The 24,569-nt window shown below is 37.4% G+C and carries 22 protein-coding genes and 1 tRNA gene; 9 read left to right on the plus strand and 14 right to left on the minus strand.

Features of this window, described 5'->3' with window-relative positions; translation table 11 throughout:
* Positions 1–2: 2 nt before the first annotated feature.
* Complete coding sequence (locus AC1W31_RS07660) at positions 3–818, minus strand: phytanoyl-CoA dioxygenase family protein (RefSeq protein ID WP_481733834.1); 816 nt, start codon at positions 816–818, stop codon at positions 3–5.
* Positions 819–1,059: 241 nt separating this feature from the next.
* Between AC1W31_RS07660 and AC1W31_RS07665 the strand changes: the two genes are divergently transcribed.
* The gene (locus AC1W31_RS07665; protein WP_481733835.1) at positions 1,060–1,920 is read left to right on the plus strand and encodes an AraC family transcriptional regulator; all 861 of its coding nucleotides are present in this window, start codon (positions 1,060–1,062) and stop codon (positions 1,918–1,920) included.
* A 7-nt stretch (positions 1,921–1,927) separates the two neighbouring features.
* Here AC1W31_RS07665 and AC1W31_RS07670 read toward each other — a convergent pair whose 3' ends face one another.
* A complete protein-coding gene (locus tag AC1W31_RS07670; RefSeq protein ID WP_481733836.1) occupies positions 1,928–2,656 on the minus strand; it encodes an RDD family protein in 729 nt (242 codons plus the stop codon).
* Positions 2,657–2,869: 213 nt separating this feature from the next.
* Here AC1W31_RS07670 and AC1W31_RS07675 point away from each other — a divergent pair, with 213 nt between their 5' ends.
* The 7 genes from AC1W31_RS07675 to AC1W31_RS07705 all read left to right on the plus strand — a co-directional run bounded on the left by AC1W31_RS07675 (position 2,870) and on the right by AC1W31_RS07705 (position 9,230).
* Positions 2,870–3,817 carry a stage II sporulation protein M gene (locus tag AC1W31_RS07675; protein ID WP_481733837.1) on the plus strand — a complete coding sequence of 316 codons (948 nt, stop codon included), beginning with the start codon at positions 2,870–2,872 and terminating at the stop codon, positions 3,815–3,817.
* Between the two features lie 127 nt (positions 3,818–3,944).
* Positions 3,945–4,946: a hypothetical protein gene (locus tag AC1W31_RS07680; protein WP_481733838.1), complete on the plus strand. Its 1,002-nt coding sequence runs from the start codon at positions 3,945–3,947 to the stop codon at positions 4,944–4,946.
* Between the two features lie 118 nt (positions 4,947–5,064).
* Positions 5,065–5,748: a DUF4129 domain-containing protein gene (locus tag AC1W31_RS07685; RefSeq protein ID WP_481733839.1), complete on the plus strand. Its 684-nt coding sequence runs from the start codon at positions 5,065–5,067 to the stop codon at positions 5,746–5,748.
* A gap of 9 nt (positions 5,749–5,757) precedes the next feature.
* Positions 5,758–6,297 carry a hypothetical protein gene (locus AC1W31_RS07690; RefSeq protein WP_481733840.1) on the plus strand — a complete coding sequence of 180 codons (540 nt, stop codon included), beginning with the start codon at positions 5,758–5,760 and terminating at the stop codon, positions 6,295–6,297.
* 6 nt (positions 6,298–6,303) lie between these two features.
* Positions 6,304–7,545 carry a DUF4350 domain-containing protein gene (locus tag AC1W31_RS07695; protein WP_481733841.1) on the plus strand — a complete coding sequence of 414 codons (1,242 nt, stop codon included), beginning with the start codon at positions 6,304–6,306 and terminating at the stop codon, positions 7,543–7,545.
* 148 nt (positions 7,546–7,693) lie between these two features.
* On the plus strand, positions 7,694–8,674 hold the full coding sequence (locus tag AC1W31_RS07700) for an AAA family ATPase (RefSeq protein WP_481733855.1): 981 nt from the start codon (positions 7,694–7,696) through the stop codon (positions 8,672–8,674).
* Positions 8,675–8,732: 58 nt separating this feature from the next.
* On the plus strand, positions 8,733–9,230 hold the full coding sequence (locus tag AC1W31_RS07705) for a DUF456 domain-containing protein (protein ID WP_481733842.1): 498 nt from the start codon (positions 8,733–8,735) through the stop codon (positions 9,228–9,230).
* Between the two features lie 51 nt (positions 9,231–9,281).
* On the opposite strand, the gene rlmN is transcribed toward AC1W31_RS07705, so the two are convergent.
* From rlmN to AC1W31_RS07730, 5 genes are all read right to left on the minus strand, one after another.
* A complete protein-coding gene (rlmN, locus tag AC1W31_RS07710) occupies positions 9,282–10,340 on the minus strand; it encodes a dual-specificity RNA methyltransferase RlmN (RefSeq protein ID WP_481733843.1) in 1,059 nt (352 codons plus the stop codon).
* 137 nt (positions 10,341–10,477) lie between these two features.
* A complete protein-coding gene (locus AC1W31_RS07715; protein WP_481733856.1) occupies positions 10,478–11,269 on the minus strand; it encodes a (Fe-S)-binding protein in 792 nt (263 codons plus the stop codon).
* Positions 11,270–11,274: 5 nt separating this feature from the next.
* Positions 11,275–12,144: a sterol desaturase family protein gene (locus AC1W31_RS07720; RefSeq protein ID WP_481733844.1), complete on the minus strand. Its 870-nt coding sequence runs from the start codon at positions 12,142–12,144 to the stop codon at positions 11,275–11,277.
* 56 nt (positions 12,145–12,200) lie between these two features.
* Positions 12,201–13,187 carry an alpha/beta hydrolase gene (locus AC1W31_RS07725; RefSeq protein WP_481733845.1) on the minus strand — a complete coding sequence of 329 codons (987 nt, stop codon included), beginning with the start codon at positions 13,185–13,187 and terminating at the stop codon, positions 12,201–12,203.
* Between the two features lie 31 nt (positions 13,188–13,218).
* The gene (locus AC1W31_RS07730; RefSeq protein ID WP_481733846.1) at positions 13,219–14,547 is read right to left on the minus strand and encodes a 4Fe-4S dicluster domain-containing protein; all 1,329 of its coding nucleotides are present in this window, start codon (positions 14,545–14,547) and stop codon (positions 13,219–13,221) included.
* A 352-nt stretch (positions 14,548–14,899) separates the two neighbouring features.
* On the opposite strand from AC1W31_RS07730, the gene AC1W31_RS07735 reads away from it, so the two are divergent.
* Positions 14,900–14,972: transfer RNA gene (locus tag AC1W31_RS07735), tRNA-Phe, on the plus strand.
* Positions 14,973–15,253: 281 nt separating this feature from the next.
* On the opposite strand, the gene AC1W31_RS07740 is transcribed toward AC1W31_RS07735, so the two are convergent.
* From AC1W31_RS07740 to AC1W31_RS07770, 7 genes are all read right to left on the minus strand, one after another.
* Complete coding sequence (locus AC1W31_RS07740) at positions 15,254–16,267, minus strand: glycoside hydrolase family 5 protein (protein ID WP_481733847.1); 1,014 nt, start codon at positions 16,265–16,267, stop codon at positions 15,254–15,256.
* A 27-nt stretch (positions 16,268–16,294) separates the two neighbouring features.
* Positions 16,295–17,365 (minus strand): endo-1,4-beta-xylanase, encoded by a 1,071-nt coding sequence (locus AC1W31_RS07745; RefSeq protein ID WP_481733848.1) that lies wholly within the window; start codon positions 17,363–17,365, stop codon positions 16,295–16,297.
* Positions 17,366–17,403: 38 nt separating this feature from the next.
* The gene (locus AC1W31_RS07750) at positions 17,404–18,447 is read right to left on the minus strand and encodes a glycoside hydrolase family 43 protein (RefSeq protein WP_481733849.1); all 1,044 of its coding nucleotides are present in this window, start codon (positions 18,445–18,447) and stop codon (positions 17,404–17,406) included.
* A gap of 109 nt (positions 18,448–18,556) precedes the next feature.
* The gene (locus AC1W31_RS07755; protein WP_481733850.1) at positions 18,557–20,068 is read right to left on the minus strand and encodes a TolB family protein; all 1,512 of its coding nucleotides are present in this window, start codon (positions 20,066–20,068) and stop codon (positions 18,557–18,559) included.
* Positions 20,069–20,166: 98 nt separating this feature from the next.
* Complete coding sequence (locus AC1W31_RS07760; protein ID WP_481733851.1) at positions 20,167–21,309, minus strand: glycoside hydrolase family 26 protein; 1,143 nt, start codon at positions 21,307–21,309, stop codon at positions 20,167–20,169.
* A gap of 4 nt (positions 21,310–21,313) precedes the next feature.
* Positions 21,314–22,870, minus strand: a complete 1,557-nt coding sequence (locus AC1W31_RS07765; protein WP_481733852.1) for a serine hydrolase domain-containing protein — start codon at positions 22,868–22,870, stop codon at positions 21,314–21,316.
* Between the two features lie 27 nt (positions 22,871–22,897).
* The gene (locus AC1W31_RS07770; RefSeq protein WP_481733853.1) at positions 22,898–24,448 is read right to left on the minus strand and encodes an alpha/beta hydrolase family protein; all 1,551 of its coding nucleotides are present in this window, start codon (positions 24,446–24,448) and stop codon (positions 22,898–22,900) included.
* Positions 24,449–24,569: the final 121 nt, after the last annotated feature.

Raw genomic sequence — 24,569 nt, forward strand, 5'->3', positions numbered from 1 at the left:
TTTTAAATCAATGGATTTATTACCGAAGCTGCCAGACTTCCCACGGGCAAACCTTTGAACCATTTTAAACGATCTGCTTCTTGATTTTTATTTTTAGGTTCGGTAATAATTGCCCCGTCTTCCACGAAAATAATGGTCATCACTTCCCGTGTTTTATCCGAATAATTTCCTGGTGCAGAATGGAGCGTCCAACCAGCATGAAAAGTAGCATCGCCCGCTTGCATAACCTCCGCCCGTGTGATGGGATAATTCTTTTCTTTCACCAGATTTCCTAAAATTTCTTCTGATTTATCCGAAATTTCTAAATTACCCATAAATCCCAATTCCTGCGACCCAGAGGCAAAAGTAAGCATTCCCATTGCAACGGAAATATCCATCAAAGGCATCCACATCGTGATGGCTTTTTGGGTTTCGAGGGGCCAATAATACTGGTCTTGATGCCACGGTGTATGTCCTCCACCTGCTTCTTTAAACAAAGCTTGGTCGTGATAAATCCTCACTTTTTCAACGCCCATTAAGTCAGCGGCAATTTTACCAAAACGTTTTGCTAACGTAAATTTTGCCACGTCTTCATCAACTTCCCAAAGATTCATAATTTGCAAAAAGGCTTTCCCATACGTGTCACGGTCTTCCATTTTTCGTTTCTCTGTATTAAATTTTTCGGCAGCATTCACAATAACATCCCGATAGCTTTTTATTTCTTCTTGATTCAGAATATTTCTCAATAAAACATGCCCATTTGCTTGATAATCAGCTTGTTGCTCTTGAGTAATCGTATAATTTTGCAATAAATCTGGCAATTGTGTTAATATATTCATTTCTCATTTTTGTTAAATTGTAAATCTTTCACAAAGTAATTCATTAGTTTTCAGATACTTATTGTCATTTTTTGCCATTTTTTGTGCAATTTTATCATCATAATACTTTGTTAAGTAGTCGTATGTATTTAAACAATGTTTCGTTTGGTGTAAATAGCTGATATTTAATTGGTTGTTTCACTCATGGCTAACGCCTAAATCCTAAACCCTACTTTTATCCACTTGCTGAAATTTTCCTTTAATGAAAGCTTCCCTTGAACAATTAGATAAAGCCACAGACGGCTCTTTTTTATTCCGCCAATTTACGCTTCCCTACTTTGATGCCCCTTATCATTTTCATCCCGAATTTGAATTAACGCTTATTCTCAAAAGTGAAGGAAAGCGTTTTGTGGGGAATCAAGTGTCAGATTTTAAGGAAGGAGATTTAGTCTTATTGGGTTCAAATGTACCCCATTGTTGGAAGAATGATGGTATCGGAAATGAGAATTCTGCCCGTTCAATTGTAGTGCAATTTAGGGAAGATTTTTTGGGAGAAGGCTTCTTTAAAAACCCTGAGACATTACCCATCAGAAACTTGTTGGAAAAAGCAAAATCGGGTATTTTAATTTCGGGAAAAACAAGCGATAGAGTAGCCAGAGAGATGATTTTTTTGCTAACCGTTCCTCCCTTTCAAAAGTTATTGGGCTTGTTGGATTTATTGAATACCATTGCCACTTCAAAAGACTTCGAAATCATTGATAATCAACCCGATAAGTACGATTTATCAGCCATTGATTTAGGTAGAATTAACAAAGTTTATGCCTACGTAATTGAGCATTACACCCAAGATATTCATCTTGAAATGGCGGCTCATTTAACCAACATGACCGAAACGGCTTTTTGTAGGTATTTCAAGAAAATAACCAAGAAAACATTCTTAGATTTAGTGACCGAATTTAGAATAAAACACGCCTGCAATCTCCTCAATTCTACCGATAAACAAGTAGCAGAAGTATGTTTTGAAAGCGGTTTTGGCAATATTTCACATTTCAATAAACAGTTTAAAGTCGTGACGGGATATAGTCCGCTAAACTATCGGAAGATGTTTTTAGCTACGATCTGAGGGTAATTTATTCCACCATCATCATATACGTATGGTCTTGAAGAATCTGTTGCAAAAACGCCATATTTTCCATTTCTGACTGAACACCAATTACTTCTTTTACTTTCTGGGCGGCTTCAAATACTAAAACAGAATTATTTTCATCTTTCCCTTTTTTCAAAACGGCTCGGATAGTTACTACGTCACGGTCGGACAAAAGAGAGGCTTCTGGAAATACAGGAACGTAGTCTTCTTGGATTTTTTCTTGCTTCAATTGCGCTAAACTAACAGTTTGCTTCAATTTTACAACGGCGGTTCCTGCGGCAATATCGCCTAAACGTTGCCCTTTGCCATTGACTGCTGCCACGACTAAAGCCACCATCGAACCGAATATTCCTGTATCTACCAACCTGAACATCCACCGCATAATGTGGGCTCCGAGTGTGGGTGGAGTACCATCCAAAGCCAATACTCGAACATCCATGGCCCGTTTTCCTAAGGTTTGTCCGTTCATAAAAACTTCAAAAAGTAGGTCGTAAAGCATCACGGGCAATAACATAAAGACAAAGAAAACAACCATTCCAATCTTACTGCCAAATAAAGCATCACCCATGCCCGAAGCCACGAGTGCGAAAATCAAAAACCAAGCAATAAAAATTGTCCAGTCGATAACATGAGCTAAGATGCGGTCGCCAACGCTGGCAGGTGTGAACGAAAGAACTACATTTTGGGTAGTCTGTATTTGAATTTGACTCATTGATACTGTGTTTTTATAAAAGTTTTGTATCTTTCCGAAAGATAAAATAGATAGCTGGTTTTAGCAAATTCCAAACTTAGTTAGCAGTACTTAGTTAGCAGTAGGCAGTATTTTCAATTCAGATTCAACCGCTTTATTATTAGCAAATCATGTTTTTAAATGACTGCCTACTGCTAACTAACTTTTGCTGCATACTTATACACCCAAAGCCTCATGCGGGAAGCATTATTCAAAAAACAGAACATTGATAAATGGCAAATATTTGAGCAAGATACGCTCACGTCCGACCCTGACGTGCTTTCTGAACGATTTATCCAACTCACCGACGACCTTTCTTATGCTCGAACATTTTACCCAGAATCGCCCACAACAAGCTATTTGAACGGATTGACGGGTAAATTTTTCGGAAAAATTTATGCTAATAAAAGAGAAAAGGCCAGCCGTTTCATTTTATTTTGGAAAGAAGAATTACCTTTTCTTTTGTATAATTACCAAAGAGAATTACTTTATTCCTTCATTATTTTCACGATTGCGGCATTAATTGGCGTGGTTTCGGCGGCTTATGATGATTCTTTTGCGAGATTAATTTTGGGAAGCGATTATGTGGATATGACTTTAGAAAATGTAGAAAAAGGCGACCCATTGGCTATTTATGGAAGCCAAGACGAGCTGAATATGTTTTTTATGATCACGATAAATAATATCCGAGTTTCGTTTATTGTCTTTGTAATGGGCGTATTTTTCTCCATTGGTTCGGGATATTTTCTAATTACCAACGGAATTATGGTCGGTGTTTTTCAGTATTTTTGTTATGAACACGGATTTTTAGAAACGTCTTTGTTAACGATTTGGCTTCACGGAACGTTAGAAATTTCATCCATTGTGATTGCGGGTTGTGCAGGTTTGGTAATGGGAAATAGTCTCATTTTTCCAAAGACTTTTACTCGCTTAGAATCCTTCAAAAATGAGGCAAAACAAGGTTTAAAGATAATAATTGGCTTGGTTCCTTTGTTTATTACGGCAGGATTTATTGAGAGTTTCTTGACCCGTAAACACTTGGGACTTTGGCCGAGTTTGATGATCATTATTCCTTCGGGATTATTCATTATTTGGTATTTTGTTATTTATCCGATTGTTTTGAATAAGAAGGCAATTGAGTAATTAGGTAATTAGTTTTTCCACGTCACGATAAATTTAAAGTCTTAATTATCTAATTTTTGATTATCTGATAACTAATCCCTAATTACCCAATAACTAATTCCCAATTACTAAAAACGAACACTATTCAATGAAAAAAGACACAATAATACTACAACAAGAACGTGATTTTGGCGATAAAATCAATGCCAGTTTTAGCTTTGTTTCCCAAAATTTCAAAACCTTATTTTTATCTCTACTCTATTTTGCTGGCCCATTGAGTTTGATTGGCGGAATTGCTAACGGCATTGTTCAAAGTAATAATTTAAGCTTTGCTTCGCCTGGAGCAACCAAACCCCGTGGCACAAACGCTGGTGAAATTTTTGCTAATTCTTTCGGAGATAGTTTTGCCCATCTTTTTAGTATAAATTATTTGATTGCTATCATTTTCTTGATTTTAGCATCGGTTACGGTGGCCATTACGGTATATGCTTTTATGATTGAATATAACAAAACCGAAAATCCCGCATCTATTACGATTGAAGCTGTTTGGGCGAGAATGCAAACTATTTTTCTGCCCGTTTTGGGTAGTTATGGAATTATATTTCTGATTATCGTTTTGATATTATTGGCTTTCGGAGGAATTATTGGCGCATTAATTAGTGTAGGAAACGGTTTTTTAGGCGGTTTTTTAGCGGTTATGTTTGGATTAATTGCTTTTATTCCCTTCTTTTATTTTGGCACTATGTATTCACTCAGCCCCGCTATTGTTGCCTACGAGGGCATTAATGGTTGGGAAGCACTCGGCAGAGCAAGGTTTTTGATAAAAGATAAATGGTGGTCAACTTTTGGGTTAATTATGATTATTACCATTATCAATTCATTTGTTTCGATGATATTTGGCGCTCCCGCCATGATTGTTACTTTTATGAAAGTACTGAAAGTTGGCGGAGGTATTGCTGGAAACGCTCCTTTGATTATTACTACAGTAATTTCTACGGTTGGGCAAGTGGTTGTGTCTTCGCTTACCTACGTGGCCATCAGTTTTCAGTATTTTAATTTGGTAGAAAAACGAGAAGGAAATGGATTGAAAATGCTCATTGAAGGTATTGGACAGAAGAAATTAGATTTGAATGAAGATGAGGAATATTAATTTAGAGAATAGTGAACAGAGAATAGTGAATAGAAGTCAGCTTTTAACTTTTAGACGAAAGTTGGGCATTTTTCTATTCACTGTAATTTATACATTCATCTTCATAAGTTTTTCAACTTTGGCAGATATAAAAAAATATTCGCCAAAATCAGAAGCCTTAACCCACGATTCATCCAAAATAACTGTCAGAAAGCCTTTAGAAAGCAAAATGACGGCTTTGAAAAAATCGAGAGATTATCAATATGGCATTCAAGAATCGCAGGTTTTGGATACTTGGTGGAGACGTTTATTGAGAAGATTTTTCAATTGGTTTGGTAACCTTTTTACAGGTGTTGGCAATCCAACATTCTGGAAAACAGCAGCTTACGTTTTTGTGGCGAGCGTGATAGTTTATGTAACTTTGAAATTAATGGGCGTTAATTTTGCTGGATTATACCGAAAGAAGGATAACAACGACATTCCTTACGAAACCCTCGGAGAAAATATTCATGCCATTGATTTCACAGAATCAATCACCGAAGCAATTACACAAAAAAACTATCGTTTGGCAATTCGCTTATATTACTTAAAAGCCCTGAAGGAATTAACCGACCGTGAAATGATTGATTGGCGAATCAATAAAACCAATCGCTCATACGTTTATGAACTAAATTCACCAACTTTGCGTCCAGATTTTGAACAAATTACGCTTCAATTTGAATACGCTTGGTACGGCGATTTCCCCGTTGATGAAGTACAATTTATACATATAAAAAATCAATTTTTAACGTTCAGTAATTCCATTTTTGCGAATGGACAATGAAAATAACCCATGAAATCATTCAGTATTACTCTTCTTGTTACGTTTTTAATCAGTCTTACTTTATCCTCTTTCAAGTCTCATACACGAGTGAACGACGAAGATTATGACACGCTCAACTTCCAATCTATGAGTATTTCGGGCATAAAATTAGGAACAAATTATGGTATAATCTTAGAAAAATTAGGGACTCCAGACTCCGTTCGTAAAGAAGAAACTCCTGACTCTCAGACATCTAACCATTTTGAAATGTATTTGTATGGAAAAGATGCCTTTTTTGTGGTAGATGAAAATGTGAGTGGTTTTGAATTGACAACGCCCAAATTTAATCTTCAAAATTTAGGCGGTTTAAAGGTCGGCGACCCAATGAATAAAGTCAAAAAACGCTTCCCAAAATCGTATAAACTTCGTGATGTTGATAACACGGTGGATGATTGGGTTACAACCGTCAGCGTGCAATTTGGTGAGAGCGATTCGTTTTTGGAAATCACCGTGCAGAATGATAAAATTGTGGGTTTGGCAACGGTTACCGATGACGGCACGGAGGAATAACAAAGTATGAAACAACACCGAATTTACCTCATCATTTTATTGATTACCATCATAAGTTTTGTTTTATTTGAAATCTATAAACCAAAACTAACCGATTGGACACCAACATTTTCCAACAAGGACAAAATTCCCTTCGGTTGCGAATTGTTGTATAAAGTGCTACCTGATGTTTTTCCAAATCAGAAAATTTCGGATGAAAAAGTACCCATTTTTAGTAAAAAAAGAGCCGTAGAACTTCCCCCTAAAAGTAATTATTTATACGTTTTTAGGTATTTTCGGGCAGATTCATTGTCGCTTATAAAACTATTGAATTACGTTCAAAAAGGGAATTCCGTTTTCATTGCTTCCGAGAACTTTTTTGGACTTGACGATACGCTCCATTTCCAAACTTTATACGTACAAGATTTAGCTTTAAATGATTCTGTTAGTATTAATTTTACTAATACAACTATCAGAAAATCAATTGATTACAAATATCAAAAGCAAGCAGCGGATACTTATTTTGACATAAAAGATAGTACAAAAAATAGAAATCATTTTACGGTTTTAGGAAAAAATAGCAAAGGTTTTCCTAATTTTATTCAAGTTAATTTTGGAAAAGGAACCTTCTTTTTGAACACCGTTCCCATGGCTTTTACCAATTTTTATATGGTGAAAAATGACAATTCTGATTACGTTTTCAAAGCCCTTTCCTACTTACCCGAACAACCCACTTTTTGGGATGAATATGTGAATGTTATGTCAATCGGAAAGTTGGCCAGAAGTACCTTAAAATCTCGTGAAGCTAAAGGAGAAGAAGATACGCAAGAGTCCCCTTTTAAGTTTATTGTCAGCCAACCTGCCTTGAAATGGGCGTATTTTATTACGTTGTCTGCCTTATTGATTTACTTAATTTTTGAAGGAAAACGCCGTCAGCGAATTATTCCAATAATGGAATCTCCCAAAAATACTTCCTTACAATTTGTGGAAACGATTGGCAGTCTTTATTATCATCAAAAAGATCATAAAGCCATTGCTGAAAAGAAAATCACGCATTTACTGGCTTATATACGCACAAAATTTTACCTAAAAACGACTGAAATAGACCAAGAATTCAGAAGCGATTTGAGTAATAAATCGGGTATTTCACCCCGAGAAATTAACGACCTTTTTGACCATATTTCTTTTGTTCAAAATAATGATTCTATCACTGAAGATCAATTAATTACCTTGAACGAACAGATAGAAAATTTTTATAAAAATGTGTAGTTTAAGAGTTGCCGATGAGGTTACACAGAAAGCCTCAGAGAAAAAAATAGAGAGCCATGGAGGTGACTCATTCAATACCCTGTGGTTCTCTTTTTTAAACTCTGCGGTTTTCTGTGTAACCTCATTCTCACAATAAATCAATACAATTATAATGGAATTTGAATCAAGAATTGACCTTAGTGATCTACACGAAGCCGTAACCAATATTAGAGCCGAAGTAGGTAAAATTATCATCGGACAACAAAATACGATTGATCTTTTATTGACTGCCATTTTTGCCGATGGTCATGTACTTTTGGAGGGCGTTCCCGGCGTAGCTAAAACACTAACAGCCAAACTATTAGCCAAAACTATTTCGACAAATTTTAGTAGAATTCAATTCACGCCCGACATGATGCCTTCGGATGTTTTGGGAACGGCCGTTTATAATCCTAAAACGACTGATTTTGACTTCAAACAAGGGCCAATTTTCTCAAATATTGTGTTGATTGATGAGATAAATCGCTCACCAGCCAAAACTCAAGCGGCTTTATTTGAGGTGATGGAAGAACGTCAAATCACCAATGGTGGCATAACTTACCAAATGTCTTTCCCATTTTTGGTGATGGCTACTCAAAACCCGATTGAGCAAGAAGGAACTTATCGTTTGCCTGAAGCCCAATTAGACCGTTTTTTGTTCAAAATTGTCATTAAATATCCCACTTTCGAAGAAGAAATCAAGATTCTTCAAGGAAATCACGAGCGTTCGGTAAATCAGGCGAATAATCCCGTCGCCATGGTACAAGCGGTCATGAGTGCTGAACAATTACAGAGCCTTCGAGAGAAAGTTAGATTGGTATTGGTTGAGGAGAAAATATTGGAATATATTGCCAAAATTATTCACGAAACTCGAAATTCAAAATTCTTATATTTGGGTGCTTCTCCCCGTGCTTCGGTGGCATTATTGAACGCCTCAAAAGCCCTTTCCGCCATTCGTGGACGTGATTTTGTAACACCCGAAGATGTACAGGAATTAGCAAAACCCGTACTTTGTCACCGCATAATTCTTACCCCCGAAAAGGAAATGGAAGGCTCAACGGCAGAAGATGTTATTGCCCAGATTTTACAGAAAATTGAAGTACCAAGATGATTTTAAACGAAATTTAGAATCATGAAAATGTTACAAAATCGATAAATTATAAATCAAAATGAATGATATACTTCTATTAATTGGTTCAATAATTTGCCTTTTCGCAGGCTTGGCGGGTGCAGTGTTACCTTTACCTGGACCTCCCATTAGTTTGATTGGACTGTTCCTTTTACATTACTCAAAATATGCCCAATTTGACCGTACAACTTTAACGTTCTTCGTTTTATTAACGGTAGGCATGAGCATCTTCGACTATTACGCACCCATTTGGGGAACTAAGAAATTTGGGGGTACAAAATACGGTTCGTGGGGTTCAACGATTGGGCTATTGGTAGGACTTTTCTTCACGCCAATCGGAATGTTTTTGGGTGCTTTTCTCGGGGCTTTTATAGGAGAGATAATTGGTAAAACTGAGCCTAAAATTGCTCTAAAAGCTGCCATTGGCTCATTTATTGGCTTGATTACAGGAATCGTTGGAAAGGTAATTTTATGCTTAGCAATGATTGTGTTGGCGGGATTGGCAATTGGGGAGTATTTTATGATGGTTAATAATTGATAGAGAATAATGAATGGAAAGATCTATTCATTATTCTCTATCAATTAATAATTACGCAATTACAGGTGCTTTCTTCCCTGCCAATTGTCCGCAAGCCGCATCAATATCCTTTCCACGTGAACGGCGGACGTTTATAATCATATTCTTTGCTTCTAAATATCCTGCAAATTTTGCCAAGGTTTGTGGATCGGTATTGGTATAACTTGCCTCCGCAATCGGGTTATATTCGATGATGTTAATTTTACAAGGAAACTGTTTGGCAAATTCCCAAAGTTCACGAGCATCTTCCAAGGAATCATTAAATTTGTAAAAAAGAATATACTCAAGCGTAATTCTACTACCTGTTTTTTTATAAAAATGCAGCAACGATTCTTTCAAAGCCTCCAAAGTATTTGACTCGTTGATGGGCATAATTTCATTGCGTTTTATGTCATTAGCAGCGTGAAGCGACAATGCCAAATTGAACTTCACTTCATCATCGCCCAACTTCGTAATCATCTTAGCAATACCCGCCGTAGAAACCGTAATACGTTTTGGAGACATTCCTAAACCTTCAGGAGATGTAATATAATCAACTGATTCTAAGACATTTGCATAATTCAATAAGGGCTCACCCATGCCCATATATACGATATTTGTCAGTGGCGTTTGATAATGTGACTCTGCTTGGTCACGAATTCTAACTACTTGGTCATAGATTTCGGCAGCATCGAGGTTACGCTTTCTGTCCATATAACCCGTTGCACAAAACTTGCACGTAAGCGAACAACCTACTTGCGAAGACACACAGGCAGTCATGCGGTCATCGTTAGGAATCAGCACGCCTTCGACCAAATTTTTATCGAATAATTCAAATGATGATTTGATGGTTCTATCGGAACTAACCTGTTTTTCCGCCACTTTCACCGAACGAATTTCAAAATGTTCCGCCAATAATTCACGGGTTTTTAAGGAAAGATTGGTCATTTCCTCAAAATTTTGCACCGATTTTTTCCAAAGCCATTCGTAAACTTGTTTCGCTCTGAATGCGTGTTCTTTATGTTCGGTCAAAAACTCCTTTATTTGAGCAATTGACTGTTTACGTATATCTTTTTTAACGTTAATTAGCATGATTTTTTTCGACAAAAAAAGAGCAAAGATTGTGTCTTAGCTCTTTTAGGTTTTATTTCTACAAATTTACGAAGAAATATCAAGAAACGATAATGCTAAAAACTCAATGCTCGTAGCTAATTGCTCAAAGCTAATTTCTACATCGCCTCCAACAACAATTCCGCTAAGTCATACACTTTTACAGAATCTTCTTTTTCCTTGTTTTTCACCCCATCAGACATCATTACCATACAAAATGGACACGCTACGGCAATGGTTGTTGCGCCCGTTTCAAGAGCATCTTCAATGCGTTCAATGTTTACCTCCTTCGTTCCTTTTTCGGCATCTTTGAACATCTGACCACCGCCCGCACCGCAACAAAGCCCTTTGGTTTTGCAACGTTTCATTTCCACTAAATCAGCGTCTAAAGCCTCCAAAACTGCTCTTGGAGCTTCATAAATATCATTGGCACGCCCCAAATAACAAGAATCGTGGAAAGTAATCTTTCTGCCTTTGAACTCTCCTCCTCCCGCTAATTTTACTTTTCCTGAGTCAATTAATTCTTGCAAAAAAGTAGAATGGTGAATAACATCATAGTTTCCTCCCAAAGCTGGATATTCATTCTTCAAGGTATTAAAACAATGCGGGCAAGCCGTTACGATTTTCTTAACGCCATAACCATCCAACACTTGAATGTTCATAGTGGCTTGCATTTGGAACAGAAATTCGTTTCCTGCTCTACGGGCGGGGTCGCCTGTGCAGGATTCTTCCGTACCCAAAACGGCAAATTTTATGCCCACGTGGTTCAAAATTTTACAAAAGGCAATCGTTACTTTTTTGTAGCGGTCATCAAATGAACCTGCACAACCTACCCAAAAAAGCACTTCGGGCGTTTCACCAGAAGCCATCATTTCTGCCATCGTAGGCACTTTATATTCCATTTCTTGCATCATTGTTATTGTTGATTTAATTCTTTCTGCATTTCTCTCGCCGTCTTTCTTGAACCGTCATGGCTCCAGCCAGGTCGTCCAAAGACATAATTTAAAGTATGTTTTGGGCTTGTAATTATATCTTTTCCCATATCAACCCATTCCCCGAAAGCAATTTTTATTGGGTTATTAGTATTAACATTTTCGACTAATCCATACGTTGGACGGTCGGTTTCTTCGATAAAAGTGCCAAACATTCTGTCCCAAATAATCATGATTCCTGCATAATTTTTATCCAAATATTTTACATCCGAACCGTGATGAGCCCGATGGTGCGAAGGCGTGTTGAAGATATACTCGAAAGGTCGCCACATTTTGCCGATGGTTTCGGTATGAATCCAATATTGATACAACAAACTAATCTGTTGCATCACCAAAATGACAATCGGATGAAACCCCACAATGGGCATCCACAGATAGAATACGTAAGAAAACGTTATGTTGCCCGTCCAAGTTTGGCGAACAGCCGTAGCCAAATTATATTTTTCAGAGGAATGGTGAACCTTGTGCGATGCCCAAAAATAACGTACCAAATGAGCTTCTCGGTGAAACCAATAGTAGCTGAAATCATCGGCAAAAAATGCTAAAACCCACATCCACCAAGCCGAACCATCGAGGGTAAAAATATGGAAATTGTCGTAGAGATACCAAAATATCACCGCCATGATGGTTTTCGTAATTAGTCCTGAAAACAAATTACCAAAACCCAGTGCAACCGAGGTAAATGTATCTTTAATATCAATCCGTTCTCGTTGTTCACGGTACAAGAAAATGCCTTCTACCAATATCGAAATGGCAAAGAAAGGAACTGCGTAAAGGATTAAATTGGGTGGCATGAGCGTTATTTCGGTTTACAATTAATAGTTTGAAAACGATAGATTTACACAATAAATTATTTTAAAACCCCATCTAAAAATTTCTCTGTCTCTTTCTGAATATTCGGCACATCTTTTGACAAAATCGGGGATGCCAACACGTGATTGCCAGCATTCGGGAAAGCGACTTTTTGTTTAATTTTTGAGCCTAATTCATCGAACATTTTCAACATTGCAGGCACAGAAACCACTTTGTCTTGCTCTTCTTCATTTTTGTAATAATAACCCATAAAAGCAGGACATTTTATTTTCTCAAAAGTCGCTGGAATCATCACATTTGTGAGAAAATTCTGTAAAGCAATTACGCCATTCAGATGATAATGCTGACACCAATACTTAGCGTGTTGAGGGTTAGTAGCCGCAAAATCACGCACGTATGAGCCAGAAACAGTCTTTCCTAATTCCAAGCCCCAATGATTATCCAATATTTCTGCCTTATCATCATAAATTTTTATGCAGGGCGAATACATCACGATTGCCTTAATTTCGGGATGTTTAGATGCCAAATAAGTCGTTAAAGCACCCCCGAAAGAGGTACACATTACCACGACTTCATCGCCCAAAGTTTTACCAACTGCCAAAGCGTATTCAGCCGAATGGATAAAATCATCAGCCGTTACTTTTTCCATTGTGGAGTCTCCCAAATTTACGCCATGTCCCGCCAAACGTACCAAATAAAGGTTTGCACCGTATTTTTTGGCAATATTTCTATGGATAGGGTTTCCTTCCTCTTGCGTTGCCGAGAATCCGTGAATATAGACAAAAGCTATTTTAGTTTTCTCCTTTTTGGTAGAATCGGCCCAAACAATTCGAGCTTGACAATCAGGACGAATGCCTTTTTCGGCGGCTTCTCCTTCGTTGATTTGTTTTTCCAAAGTAGGTAAATCGCCCGTGAGTTTAAACATCGGAACTTCCAATTTTGGCGCTTCGGGTTTTGGGCCTAATAAATAGGCAATTGTTCCGAAACTCAATAAAGCAATTATGATGATTGAGAATGTTTTCATTTGGGTGGTTTTTGTTGATTTTATGTTTAAACTATTTAACTCCCTCCGCCCAATTAAATCTATCCCCTTGTGAGAATTTCCAAGGAGCTTGATTATTTTCCAAGTTCGAGAACATCGCATTCCAAGAGGCTGGAGCATCAGATTCTTCCATAATTTGGTAGCGACGCATTTGTAAAATAATATCTAAAGGCGAAATATTGATGGGGCATTCCTGCACACAGGCGTTACAAGTCGTACAAGCACGGAGTTCTTCGGCAGAAATATGGTCGCCGTAGAGAGATTTGCCATCGTCCACAAAATTTCCTCCATTGGCAGCCATGTTTGCTCCCACAATTTCCAAACGGTCACGAGTATCCATCATGATTTTTCTTGGAGAAAGTTTTTTCCCAGTCATATTGGCAGGACAGGCATCGGTACAACGCCCACACTCCGTACATGAGTAGGCATCCATGAGGTTTTTCCAAGTCAAATCCTTCACGTCTTTTGCGCCAAAACGAGCAATTTCTGTGGGTGCGTTGGCATCGGGTTGCGTCAATCCCAACATAATTTGAACTTCTTTGGTTACGTCAGGCATATTTGGCATTTCACCTTTTGGTTCAAGATTTGAGAAATACGTATTCGGAAATGCTAAGAAAATATGAAGATGTTTTGAATAAGTAACATACAACCCGAAAGCCAAAATACCCAAAATATGTAACCACCAAGCCACTCGTTCGTAGACAACCAAGGCAGTATCTGAAAAAGAAGCAAATAAGGGCTTCAAAAATCCTGAGAAAGCAAATGTACCAACTTCATGATAATGTTCGTTGCCACGCTCTTGTAGTACGCTATCGGCGGCATTCATCGTTAGAAGTGCTGTCATTAAAATAATTTCTGCCAAAAGAATCGTATTGGCATCAATTATAGGAAAACCGTTCAATTCACGGTGGCGAGTTGGTTGTAATCTTTTAACTTTGGTGATATTTCTACGAATTAAGAAAATCACACAAACCACTAAAACGCCGAATGCTAAGAATTCAAAGAAGTTAATTAAATAGCGATAAAAATCGCCCAAAACAGGAGAGAAAAGTCGGTGCGTTCCTAAGATACCATCCAAGATGATTTCTAAGACTTCCACATTAATCAAAATAAATCCTGCATAAATTACAAAGTGCATAATACCCACCACTGGTTTGTCGAACATCTTTTTTTGTCCAAGAGCAATTCTAAACATCGTTACCCAACGTTGAGAGGGATTATCATAACGGTCTTCGGCACGCCCCAATTGAATTGATTTTTTAATAATTCCAACACGCTTGGCAATTAATAATGTTGCACCACCCAGTGCTAATACGAATAGAATTTGTTGAAGGATTTGCATATTTTTATTCGATGTTTTATTTTCGTTTTTCGATGTTGGGAACTCGATGCGACTGTCGCTCGGTTTGTTGTTCGATGTTTGATGTTCGGTTTTTCGAGGTTCGGAGTTTTATTTTTGATATTCGCTAACCTAAAATTGAATAACGAATATCAAACATTGACAACTCAACATCGAAACTTTCACAATTTACAGATAAAACTAAATGATACAAAGATTGTTGTCGAATAAATGTTATGCAAGCATACCATTTATTTTTTTTTAATTTTTTTTCACTACAGGTTTTGGAGAAGTAAAAATTTTTCCTACCTTTGCAGTCCCAAATGACACATTGGGGAGTACCAAAAAAGTAAATGGTGAAATAGCTCAGTTGGTAGAGCATCGGACTGAAAATCCGTGTGTCGGCGGTTCGAGTCCGCCTTTTACCACAAAAAACCCCTCATACGCAACGTATGAGGGGTTTTTTATTTTATGGGTAAGTAAATGGGGACAGTAAAAATCATTTATGAAGAGTGAATACATTTTTTATCATCCTCATTTCTACATAGAACTTACTAACCTTACCTCCAACAATATTCTTTTGAGCATGTAAAAAAACATCTCCGTGGATTTATTATTCATGAATGTCAAAATCCTTCCAAATAAAAATGGTATTATCAACGCAATTAATTTGCGCTAAGAATACCATTTTTAAAATTTGAATCATTTTCTATTCCGATAATTTCACTCTGTCAGTCAATGCTTTTTTGAAGTATTTTCCATGACGAGTTGGCGTATAATTCCAATCGGAAAATAAACGGGGAGCCCATTGAGGGTCAAAAACCCAAGCCACCCATGAGATTTGTTTTTCATCACAATATTTTGTGATTGCATCACCGTAAGTTTCATCACTAATTACGGGAATATGCGCCCCTGCTTCTTCAGGTCCACTGAAACCAATTTCTGTCAAAATCAATGGATATTTTTCTTTAACAAATCCCCAATCTTTTGTCCATTGCGCCTCCCACGGTTTATTTCTTTTCATGGGATATGGATGCGAAACATAACCAATTCCTTCTGCATTGATGGGATTAGTGGCTACTTCTGTTAAATCATAAGCCCAATTAAAACCCGCTACCAATGGAATGGTAGTACTTCCGTTTGCTCTGATAATCCCAATCATTTCTTCATTCAATTGCTTCCAATCTGCCCACGAACAAGTGCCTAATTGTCCATTATACGTGGTTGGTTCATTGAATAATTCAAAAAATGCCACCGTATTATTGCCTTTGTAATGCTTTGCCATGGTTCGCCAAAACTCAAATGATTCTTTTTGAGTAGTTTCATACATATCAGATTGGTACATTTCTGTTCGCAAATTGCCGATACTATGCCAATCAATAATTACGTAAATCCCTAACTCTGTTGCCCAGTTTACGCCCTCATCCAACATTTTGAGGTACTTGTCTCTTCCTTGTCTTCGCCATGCAGTGGGATGAATTGGGAATCGAACGATGTTTGCTCCCCAGTTTTTCATTTCCTGAAAATAAGCCTTATTCCAATGCTCATTTTTCATGAGATTATCAGGGTCACTGGTATTTAAACCTCTGAAAATAAATACTTTATCATCAGAAGTAACAAAATTATTACCTTTTACTTTTATCTGCTTTAATACGCCAGTTTGAGCATCAGATTGGTGGAAAAGTAAGAATATTAAAGAAAATAAAAGATAACGATTCATCATAAGAGAGTTTATATTTTGTGTTATTATTTAGAATTTTATCACTTCAAAAAAAGCCTTTTTCGGTTGATTGTTTTGGTCAAAAAGTAAGGGGTAATCTTTTCTTCCACGGATAGGGAAATTATCTAACCAAGAATAATTATCCGATAAATTCCAAAATGTGATGCCTGAAATATTATTTTTATATTTTCTAAAAACTTCAAATAACATTTTGTAATGCTGTGCTTGCTTTTCGTCCATTTCTGGGGTAAAAACACTTACGCCTTTAAATGCTTCATTGGAACGCTCGTGTTGTTTGGGATGTACAGAAACATCTAATTCCGTAATTTGAACGGATAATCCCAAGCTCGCAAATTTGGTAATTGATTCCTCTAATTCTTGTGAAGTAGGTTCGAATAATGACCAATGAGCTTGCAAACCAACGCCATGAATTGGCACTCCTTTATCAACCAACCCCTTGACAATCAGGTATATCTTATCTCTTTTTACTTTATCTTCTGTGTTATAATCGTTATAAAATAATTTGGCATTTGGGTCGGCTTCGTGGGCGTATTCAAAAGCACGTTGTATGTATTCTTCACCAATAATTTCTAAAAATTTTGATTTTCTATACACATCAGTACCGCCATCGGGTACAGCTTCGTTGACTACATCCCAAGCGTATATTTTACCTTTATAGCGACTCACCACGTCGTTAATATGGCGTTTCAAGCGAGCCAAAAGCACTTCTTTACTCACCATTTTCCCCGATGAATCTGTAAAAAACCAGTTGGGTGTTTGGTTATGCCAACATAAAGTATGGCCCCGTAATTTTAGTCCATTTTTCACCGCAAAATTGGCTATTTTATCAGCTGGCTCCCAATTATACCTATTTTCTTCGGGATGAATTGGTCCCATTTTCATCGCATTTTCGGGTGTCATGCTGTTGAAGTGTGCCAAAATTAGGCTCGATTCTTTTCCTACATCCATCATTCGTGGATTGACCGCCACGCCAAGCGGAAAATAATCCTTATAATAGTCTTTCAAACCTGCATCGGTTTGAGAAAAAACGTCGGAAAATGAAAATAGGATAATGATTAACAAAATTGGCAGTTTTTTCATTTTTAAGGTATTAGCATTAATATTGGAACTATTTAAACTTATTTATATGCTTCAATGGTCTGAATTGTGCCATCTGGATTATATTTCAACTCCGTTACTTTTACGTTTCTGAGGTGAGTTTTTCCTGATAATTGTACATCATGATAAAACAAATACCATTTTCCATTTTGCTCAACAATTGAGTGGTGATTGGTCCAACCTTGCACGGGTTTCAACACAATTCCTTTGTACGTAAATGGCCCAGATGGACTGTTACCAATGGCATAACAAATATTGTGCGTATCGCCCGTAGAGTATGAGAAGTAATATTTCCCTTTGTATTTATGCATCCAAGAAGCTTCAAAAAAGCGTTTATCATTATTGTCTTCTATGAAAAGATTTCCTTTTTCATCCAAAATTTTAATTTCTTTCACGTCTCCAACAAAATTTTTCATATCGGCAGATAATTTTGCCATTCTTGGTAAACGAGCAATTTCTCCTTTTTTAGGATTTTCGGTTTTACCAAGATACGTATTGTCTTTCCAGCGTTGTAATTGTCCGCCCCAGATTCCCCCAAAATACATATAATAACTTCCGTCAGTATCTTTGAAAACCGCAGGATCGATGCTGTAACTGCCTTTTATTGGTGTTGCTTCGGGCTTGAACGGTCCCGATGGTTTTTTGCTCGTTGCTACACCGATTCTAAAAACATCTTGCTTATCTTTTACGGGAAAATACAGGTAATAAGTACCATTTTTATACGCCGCATCGGGAGCCCAAAGCTGACGACCCGCCCACGGAATATCCTTTATATCCAACGCTACGCCATTATCGATAACTTTTCCACCGATTTTATCCATCGACAAAATATGAAAATCTTTCATATCAAAATGTCCACCTTCATCGTCTTCTTTGGTACCAGATTCAATGTCGTGCGAAGGATAAATATAAATTTTTCCGTTAAATACATGAGCCGATGGGTCAGCCGTATATATGTGCTTTACTAATGGCTGAGAAATGGGCTTTTTGCCTTCGTTTTGGCAATTAGCCGAAATTGAATAGCTCAAAAAAGCAATGATTATTAAGTACTTTGAATGTAACATTATTATTTTTAGATTAGTAATTGATTAATAAATAGTTATTTTAACGATTCATTTGTGTGATAATGTAATTCTCCAAAATTTGGAAAAGGTCAAATCTTATTAAGAGCGTTTATTTATCCAATTTAGTGTTACTTACAAAAGCGATATATTTACCGTCTGGCGACCACGATGGCGTATTCATGGTGCCTTGTCCGCCATATACATAAGCAATTGTTTGCGGAATTCCACCACTGGCGGGCATCATTTTCAAATATACTTTCTTATAAAAAGGATGAGAGGTTGGCTCAATCTCTTTTGGAAACGAGATATAAACAATCTGTTTGCCATCGGGTGAAAAGTGAGCAAACCAATCGTTATATTCATCAAAAGTAACTTGTTCTTGATTACTTCCGTCTGGTTTCATTCTCCATAATTTCATCGTTCCTGTTCTAACAGAATTGAAGTAAATAAATTTTCCGTCGGGGCAGTATTCTGGGCCATCATCAAGGGTTGGGGTATTGGTCAATTGAGTTTCTTTTTTGGTGGCAATATCAATCGCCCAAATATCCTGTTGTTTATTTCTTTCACCCATATAAATTAATCGTTTTCCATCGGGCGACCAACTGTGAAACCAAGAATGTCCTAATTCGGGATTGGTAATTTGCACAGGATTGCCTGAACCACTACTTGGCAAAGTATAAATCGTAGAAATACGTTTATTTCCATGATAATTGCTGATTGCCAACTGTTTACCATCGAAAGAAAGTGCATGATCATTATTATTTTGCTTTTGTGAACCTGTATTTAGTACTTCATTTTTTCCGTCTGCGATTGTGTATTTGTACATCAATCCATCGGAATTATTATAAAACAGATATTTTCCATCTTTTGACCAATTGGGTGCTTGTAGCGAATTTGGAGCAGTAAATAGAATTTTACGAAGCCCCGTTTTTACGTCCATAATTTCAATCTGACTTCCGATATAATCACGATAGGGACGAAAATCAGTGGCGGCAGGAATCGTAATTCTGACGTTACTGAAAATGGCTTTTTCTGAAACTTTTTCTTCGTGTGAGCAAATAAATATTCCCGCAAAAACCTCTTCATTCAATGCAATTTCTTTGGAAACTGACTTATAATTTTCACCTTTTGTAGCTGCCGAGAAGGTAAAAACATTACCAACTCTTTGTAATTCAATTGCCACTGGATGAAAACTTGAAAGCACAACTTGATCAGTAATAGCGCCTTCCGTGTTTCTGTACTGCAAAGATGTCAAAACATCACCATGTACACAGGCATCGACGTAAGCAGAATTTCCTGATAAGGTATTGCGAGCAATCACGCCAATTTTACGGTGTGGATTTGTTCCAGCACCTTCAAATTTTAGCGTAGCGCTGATGATAAAATCCCCTTTTATTTTCTTAGATAAAAAGTTGAATTGATCGGTATTTGCCCACATATTCGCTCCTGACCCTTCCATGATATATTCTTGGGTGGTGGGATTGTAAGTTACTTTACCTGAGATTGCGGGATTGCCAACGTCTGTTCTTTCGTCAAAAATACCGATTTTGCTTTGAGTTTGAGAGAATGCTATTGAGCTTACAAAAAGCATAATTGTCAGAGAATATAAATTTAGTTTCATCGAATATTGTTTAATAATGGGAAGGTTAGTTTACATGATTGATTATTCTGAAAGGCTTGGTAGAAATCACTTTCATTTGCCATAATAATATATTTTTTTTAGAATAAACCTAAAAACTTTCGCTTATAAATTTTCTTTAAATCCTTCTCAAAAACGGTATAAGGATCGTTATAAAATTTCATAAAATCTGGCACGCTCACTTGTTCTGGATAAGGCGCATAAAAATGCGTTTGACTACGACTATCGTTCCGCCAAACCAAGACGTAAGCCAATTGCATTTTCTCAGATTTCAAGGCTTTTAGTAGCCTTTCTGTCCACCAAGTTGTATTTGGAATTGATTCTAACCCTGTTTCCGTAAAAGCCGCTAACTTATTGTTTTTTAGGGCATAATCAGAAATTATCTTCAGTTTTTTAACTCCTCTTTCGAGATTATATTTGCCATCTCTGCCAAAGTCTCCGTAATTATCCATGCCTACCATATCCACAAAATTATCGCCTGGATAACGTTCTAAAAACTCGACTTCGGTATTAAATTTATTATCGGGTGAGAAAGTATAAATAAAGTTATGGACATCTAAACTGTCCCGTAAATACGTAACTGTAAATTGCCATACCGACACAAAATCTTCCTTTGAACAGTGTGATTTACCCCACCAAAACCAATCACCATCAAACTCATGGAAAGGTCTAAAAATCATGGGGGCAAGTGTCCCATCTTTTGCTTTTACAGAATGTGCAAATTCACCAATTGTTTTCAGAATTTCTTTGTATTGTTGATGATGCGAACCCCCTTCTTTTATCATCGAAATGGCGGGAGCAGAAACAGAATCTTTCCAATAAAAACCGCCTTTTGAGGCAGGATTTGAAAAATGCCAAGCCACCGTTGTCACGCCTCCACGCTCGTAGGTATCCACCACGTTTTTCCGTAAATCTGCCTTCGTTTTTTCAATTGCTTCTTTCGGTCTGCCCGATAATCCACTAAAATCAATCCCAATTACGGCGGGATGCGAACCCGTGACCGATTTTACATCCGAACGGTTTGTATCGCCATACCAACCATGTCCGTATTCGGTGGCGTGTTGGTGCCCAAAAAGGATTTGTGACTGAGCAATCTTTCCCAGATTTTTATAAAGTGCTTTTGTTTGTTTGGTTGCCTTTTTATCAATTTGTGCAACACCGACAGAAGCAGTAAAAATAAGTAAACTACTGATTATTAGGTATTTACTAATAATATTTTTCATAATTTTACACTTTTAAAACCCCTATTAACTTCTCACGTTTATCGGGAATATTTTTTGAATTTTCAGAAACACTATTTAAAAAAGCAACCGCTATTTTATTATCATCAAAGGTGATGGTTAATTTATCTCCGTGAACGGTTTCGACAAACTTGAAATTAAGTTGCAAAGTATTGTCGTCAATCCAAGTACCCGTGGCAGCAATTTTTGATTGAATATGCGTACGATTGGCAACGGGGAAAAAGTTTTTATTCCCATTTTTATTTACTTTCCAATTTTCCCAACCGAAAGCAATTTTCTGAAATCCATTTCCTTCTTTTATTCTCAAAACACCTCCATCTTCAAAAAAGCCAAAGCCAATTTGGGGAACATTATAAGCGTTATTTTCTAAGTCAAACCATTTATCACTCCAATTACTCGCATTTTTTGAAGTCTTATTTGCCTTTGGAACGGGTAAAGCAAGGGCAGCAATTTCCTTTTTTAAGGACGTTAATTCCGTTGAATTTTCTGGTAATGAATTCTTGGAAAGAGCAGGTAAAATAGTCTGATACGCCATATCCATCGTTTTTCCTAAATTAAAACTCTCGCAAGTCATTACCAAGACGGCATCTTGTTCGGGCATTACCATACAAAATTGACCAAAAGCACCATCGCCCCGATAAAAACCTGGTTTGCAACGCCAAAACTGATAACCATATCCCTGCGACCACTCATTATCGCCCGATTGTGATTCTGTTTGTTTGTCCGTTGCTTCTTTTATCCAACTTTCAGGCAATAATTGTTTTCCATTCCATTTGCCTTTTTGCAAATAAAACTGTCCAAATTTGGCAATGTCTTCGGTACTTAATCTTAATCCAAAACCAGCCGTATTGAGGCCTTGCGGGGATTTTTCCCAATCGTAGCCTTTAATATCCAAAGGTTTAAACAAACGAGGTTCTAAATATTCTTCCAACGTTTGCCCCGTCATTTTATGCACAATTGCTCCTAACATATAGGTTGCGCCCGTGTTGTACAAAAAATGGGAACTTGGTTGATGAATAACAGGATGTTCGAGGAAAGATTTTACCCAAGATTGATTTTCAAATTGTCTTAAAACGGGCATTGTATCGGTATCATGCCCCGTATTCATGATGAGTAAATGCTTAATTTTCATCGCTTTAAGATTCTCGCTGGGCGATGAAGGCGTTTCATCGGGAAAAAACTTAATCACTTGGTCATTGACCGAAATTTTTCCTTCATTTACCAAAAAACCAATGGCTGAACTCGTAAAACTTTTGGAAAGCGAATAAAGCGTATGTTTATATTCCGCTTCAAAAGGTTTCCACCATCCTTCTGCTACTACATTTCCGTGACGAATCAACATAAAACTATGCCATTCTAAACCCGATTCTTGGGTTGCTTTCAAGAATTTTCTGAGTCCTTCCGAAGCGACTCCCTGAGATTCTGGGCTTTTTCTTGGTAAAGAAATTACCGCTTTTCCGAAAGAATCAAAAGAAGAAAAAACGCTTAAACCAATCGCACCGAGGCTTGTGGTTTTAATGAAATCTCTACGAGTAGTTTGCATTTTTATTGGGGATGGTTAAATGGTAATTTACTGTACATTTACTTTTTGGTAGTCTAAATTCTTACTCGCCCAAGGAATAAAAGATTTGAAATTTGGCGCATCCGTGTGTCCGCCTTCGTGTTGTCGCCATGCCAAATTTCCATCCAGCATATCGGTGAGCATCGGAGGCATTTTCTCAGTAGTATAATCATTAGAAACGCCTAAATCTTTGGTTCCTAATAGCTTAAAAACCGAACCTGCAGCAATTGTTGCCATATAACTCCCCTTTTGGTCGAGCCATTTTGAATCACCTTTTTCAGGAATACCATAACTCACAAACGTTAGTCGTGGCGCACAAAGCGCAATCAATTCGTGAGAATCAACGAGCATATCGCAACCCGTTTTTTTGCCAAAAGAGGATTCTTCCGTACCATATTTCAAATAATTTCCTGCCATCCAATGGTATTCTCCACCGCCCGTTAAACTCTCAACTGCTTCACCAAAAGTTCTACGGTGAAGCGTAGTTCCTCCTTTTCCAGATGAACCAATCAAACCCAAAGCAAAACGTGGTTCAAACGCCAAGGTTACCAATGCGGCTTTTCCGTAGCGAGAAACGCCTTCGATACCTACTTTTTTAGCATCAACCAAAGCATCCGTTTCTAAATAATCTAAACCACGAGCGGCTCCCCAAGCCCATGCTCGCAACGAACCCCAATCTTCGGGTTTGCGAGGTTGCCCTTTATTTACCAAACCAATAATTCCACGAGTCAATCCTGCGCCATTATCGGCTTGAATACTGGATGGGTCGATGGTTACATAACCCCAACCTGCGGCAAGTAATCGCTCTTGTGGGGTGAGTTCTTCGTCAGGTTTTGGTGGAGCAAAAAAGTTGGGCGCTGGCAATTTTGTAATGGGCTGAAAAGCAGGATATTTATCAAAAATAGCCTTCATTTCAGGATTAGATTTTATCATCATTTCTTTAAAAGCCGTATTTATCGTTTCCAAATCTTCGTTTGATGGCTGAGCGGGTGCGGGTAAAACAGGTCGACCAAGCATCATCAGCACTGATACGGGTTCTTTTACGTTGGTAGGGACAACCAACACCATTTTTATGTCCACATTTATCAATGGATAATCGGAATTATCAACGTGACCAACTAATTCTTTGGCAATAACTGGAATGCGATTTACAAATTCTCTATCGGTAATTTTTACGGTCCAATTTACTTTTGGAACATTTTTAGGAATTCGTCCGTAAACATTTTTCTCAAATTCTTCCATCAATTCTGGTTTGCGTTGGCTGTGCCAAATTTCAGGACTTGTTACTTTTTTGCCATTATTTAAGGTAAGAATATCGGGTAATTGAGGACATGGATTGGCTATATTTTCATCATAATTGGCATGATTTGGAGCAGATTCATTACCACTTGGACCAGAACGCAAGGTTTTTATACCCAAAGTTGCCTTCATATTATCATGGTCTTGTTGGGTAGTAAATACCGAAATCTTTGGGTATTTGCTACTGTCAATTTTTGCCATTTGAGCGAAGGAAGCATGAACAAAGACGAACGTAAATAAAATCAGTATGCGGTTTTTCATTGGTTAAATGCTTTTAGGATGGGTATTTTTACTATTTTCTTACCGCTTTAATATGCTCCGCTACTTCTACCATCGGAGCTACCCAAATGTCTTTTTCATTTTGTTTTAAATAATTCAGAAG

Source organism: Arcicella sp., assembly GCF_964672035.1.

Bases quoted from the DNA above. Each gene is read 5' to 3' on its own strand.
- AC1W31_RS07660 (WP_481733834.1), bottom strand. From the start codon at position 818: ATGAATATATTAACACAATTGCCAGATTTATTGCAAAATTATACGATT.
- AC1W31_RS07665 (WP_481733835.1), top strand. From the start codon at position 1,060: ATGAAAGCTTCCCTTGAACAATTAGATAAAGCCACAGACGGCTCTTTT.
- AC1W31_RS07670 (WP_481733836.1), bottom strand. From the start codon at position 2,656: ATGAGTCAAATTCAAATACAGACTACCCAAAATGTAGTTCTTTCGTTC.
- AC1W31_RS07675 (WP_481733837.1), top strand. From the start codon at position 2,870: ATGCGGGAAGCATTATTCAAAAAACAGAACATTGATAAATGGCAAATA.
- AC1W31_RS07680 (WP_481733838.1), top strand. From the start codon at position 3,945: ATGAAAAAAGACACAATAATACTACAACAAGAACGTGATTTTGGCGAT.
- AC1W31_RS07690 (WP_481733840.1), top strand. From the start codon at position 5,758: ATGAAATCATTCAGTATTACTCTTCTTGTTACGTTTTTAATCAGTCTT.
- AC1W31_RS07695 (WP_481733841.1), top strand. From the start codon at position 6,304: ATGAAACAACACCGAATTTACCTCATCATTTTATTGATTACCATCATA.
- AC1W31_RS07705 (WP_481733842.1), top strand. From the start codon at position 8,733: ATGAATGATATACTTCTATTAATTGGTTCAATAATTTGCCTTTTCGCA.
- rlmN (WP_481733843.1), bottom strand. From the start codon at position 10,340: ATGCTAATTAACGTTAAAAAAGATATACGTAAACAGTCAATTGCTCAA.
- AC1W31_RS07715 (WP_481733856.1), bottom strand. From the start codon at position 11,269: ATGCAAGAAATGGAATATAAAGTGCCTACGATGGCAGAAATGATGGCT.
- AC1W31_RS07720 (WP_481733844.1), bottom strand. From the start codon at position 12,144: ATGCCACCCAATTTAATCCTTTACGCAGTTCCTTTCTTTGCCATTTCG.
- AC1W31_RS07725 (WP_481733845.1), bottom strand. From the start codon at position 13,187: ATGAAAACATTCTCAATCATCATAATTGCTTTATTGAGTTTCGGAACA.
- AC1W31_RS07730 (WP_481733846.1), bottom strand. From the start codon at position 14,547: ATGCAAATCCTTCAACAAATTCTATTCGTATTAGCACTGGGTGGTGCA.
- AC1W31_RS07740 (WP_481733847.1), bottom strand. From the start codon at position 16,267: ATGATGAATCGTTATCTTTTATTTTCTTTAATATTCTTACTTTTCCAC.
- AC1W31_RS07745 (WP_481733848.1), bottom strand. From the start codon at position 17,365: ATGAAAAAACTGCCAATTTTGTTAATCATTATCCTATTTTCATTTTCC.
- AC1W31_RS07750 (WP_481733849.1), bottom strand. From the start codon at position 18,447: ATGTTACATTCAAAGTACTTAATAATCATTGCTTTTTTGAGCTATTCA.
- AC1W31_RS07755 (WP_481733850.1), bottom strand. From the start codon at position 20,068: ATGAAACTAAATTTATATTCTCTGACAATTATGCTTTTTGTAAGCTCA.
- AC1W31_RS07760 (WP_481733851.1), bottom strand. From the start codon at position 21,309: ATGAAAAATATTATTAGTAAATACCTAATAATCAGTAGTTTACTTATT.
- AC1W31_RS07765 (WP_481733852.1), bottom strand. From the start codon at position 22,870: ATGCAAACTACTCGTAGAGATTTCATTAAAACCACAAGCCTCGGTGCG.
- AC1W31_RS07770 (WP_481733853.1), bottom strand. From the start codon at position 24,448: ATGAAAAACCGCATACTGATTTTATTTACGTTCGTCTTTGTTCATGCT.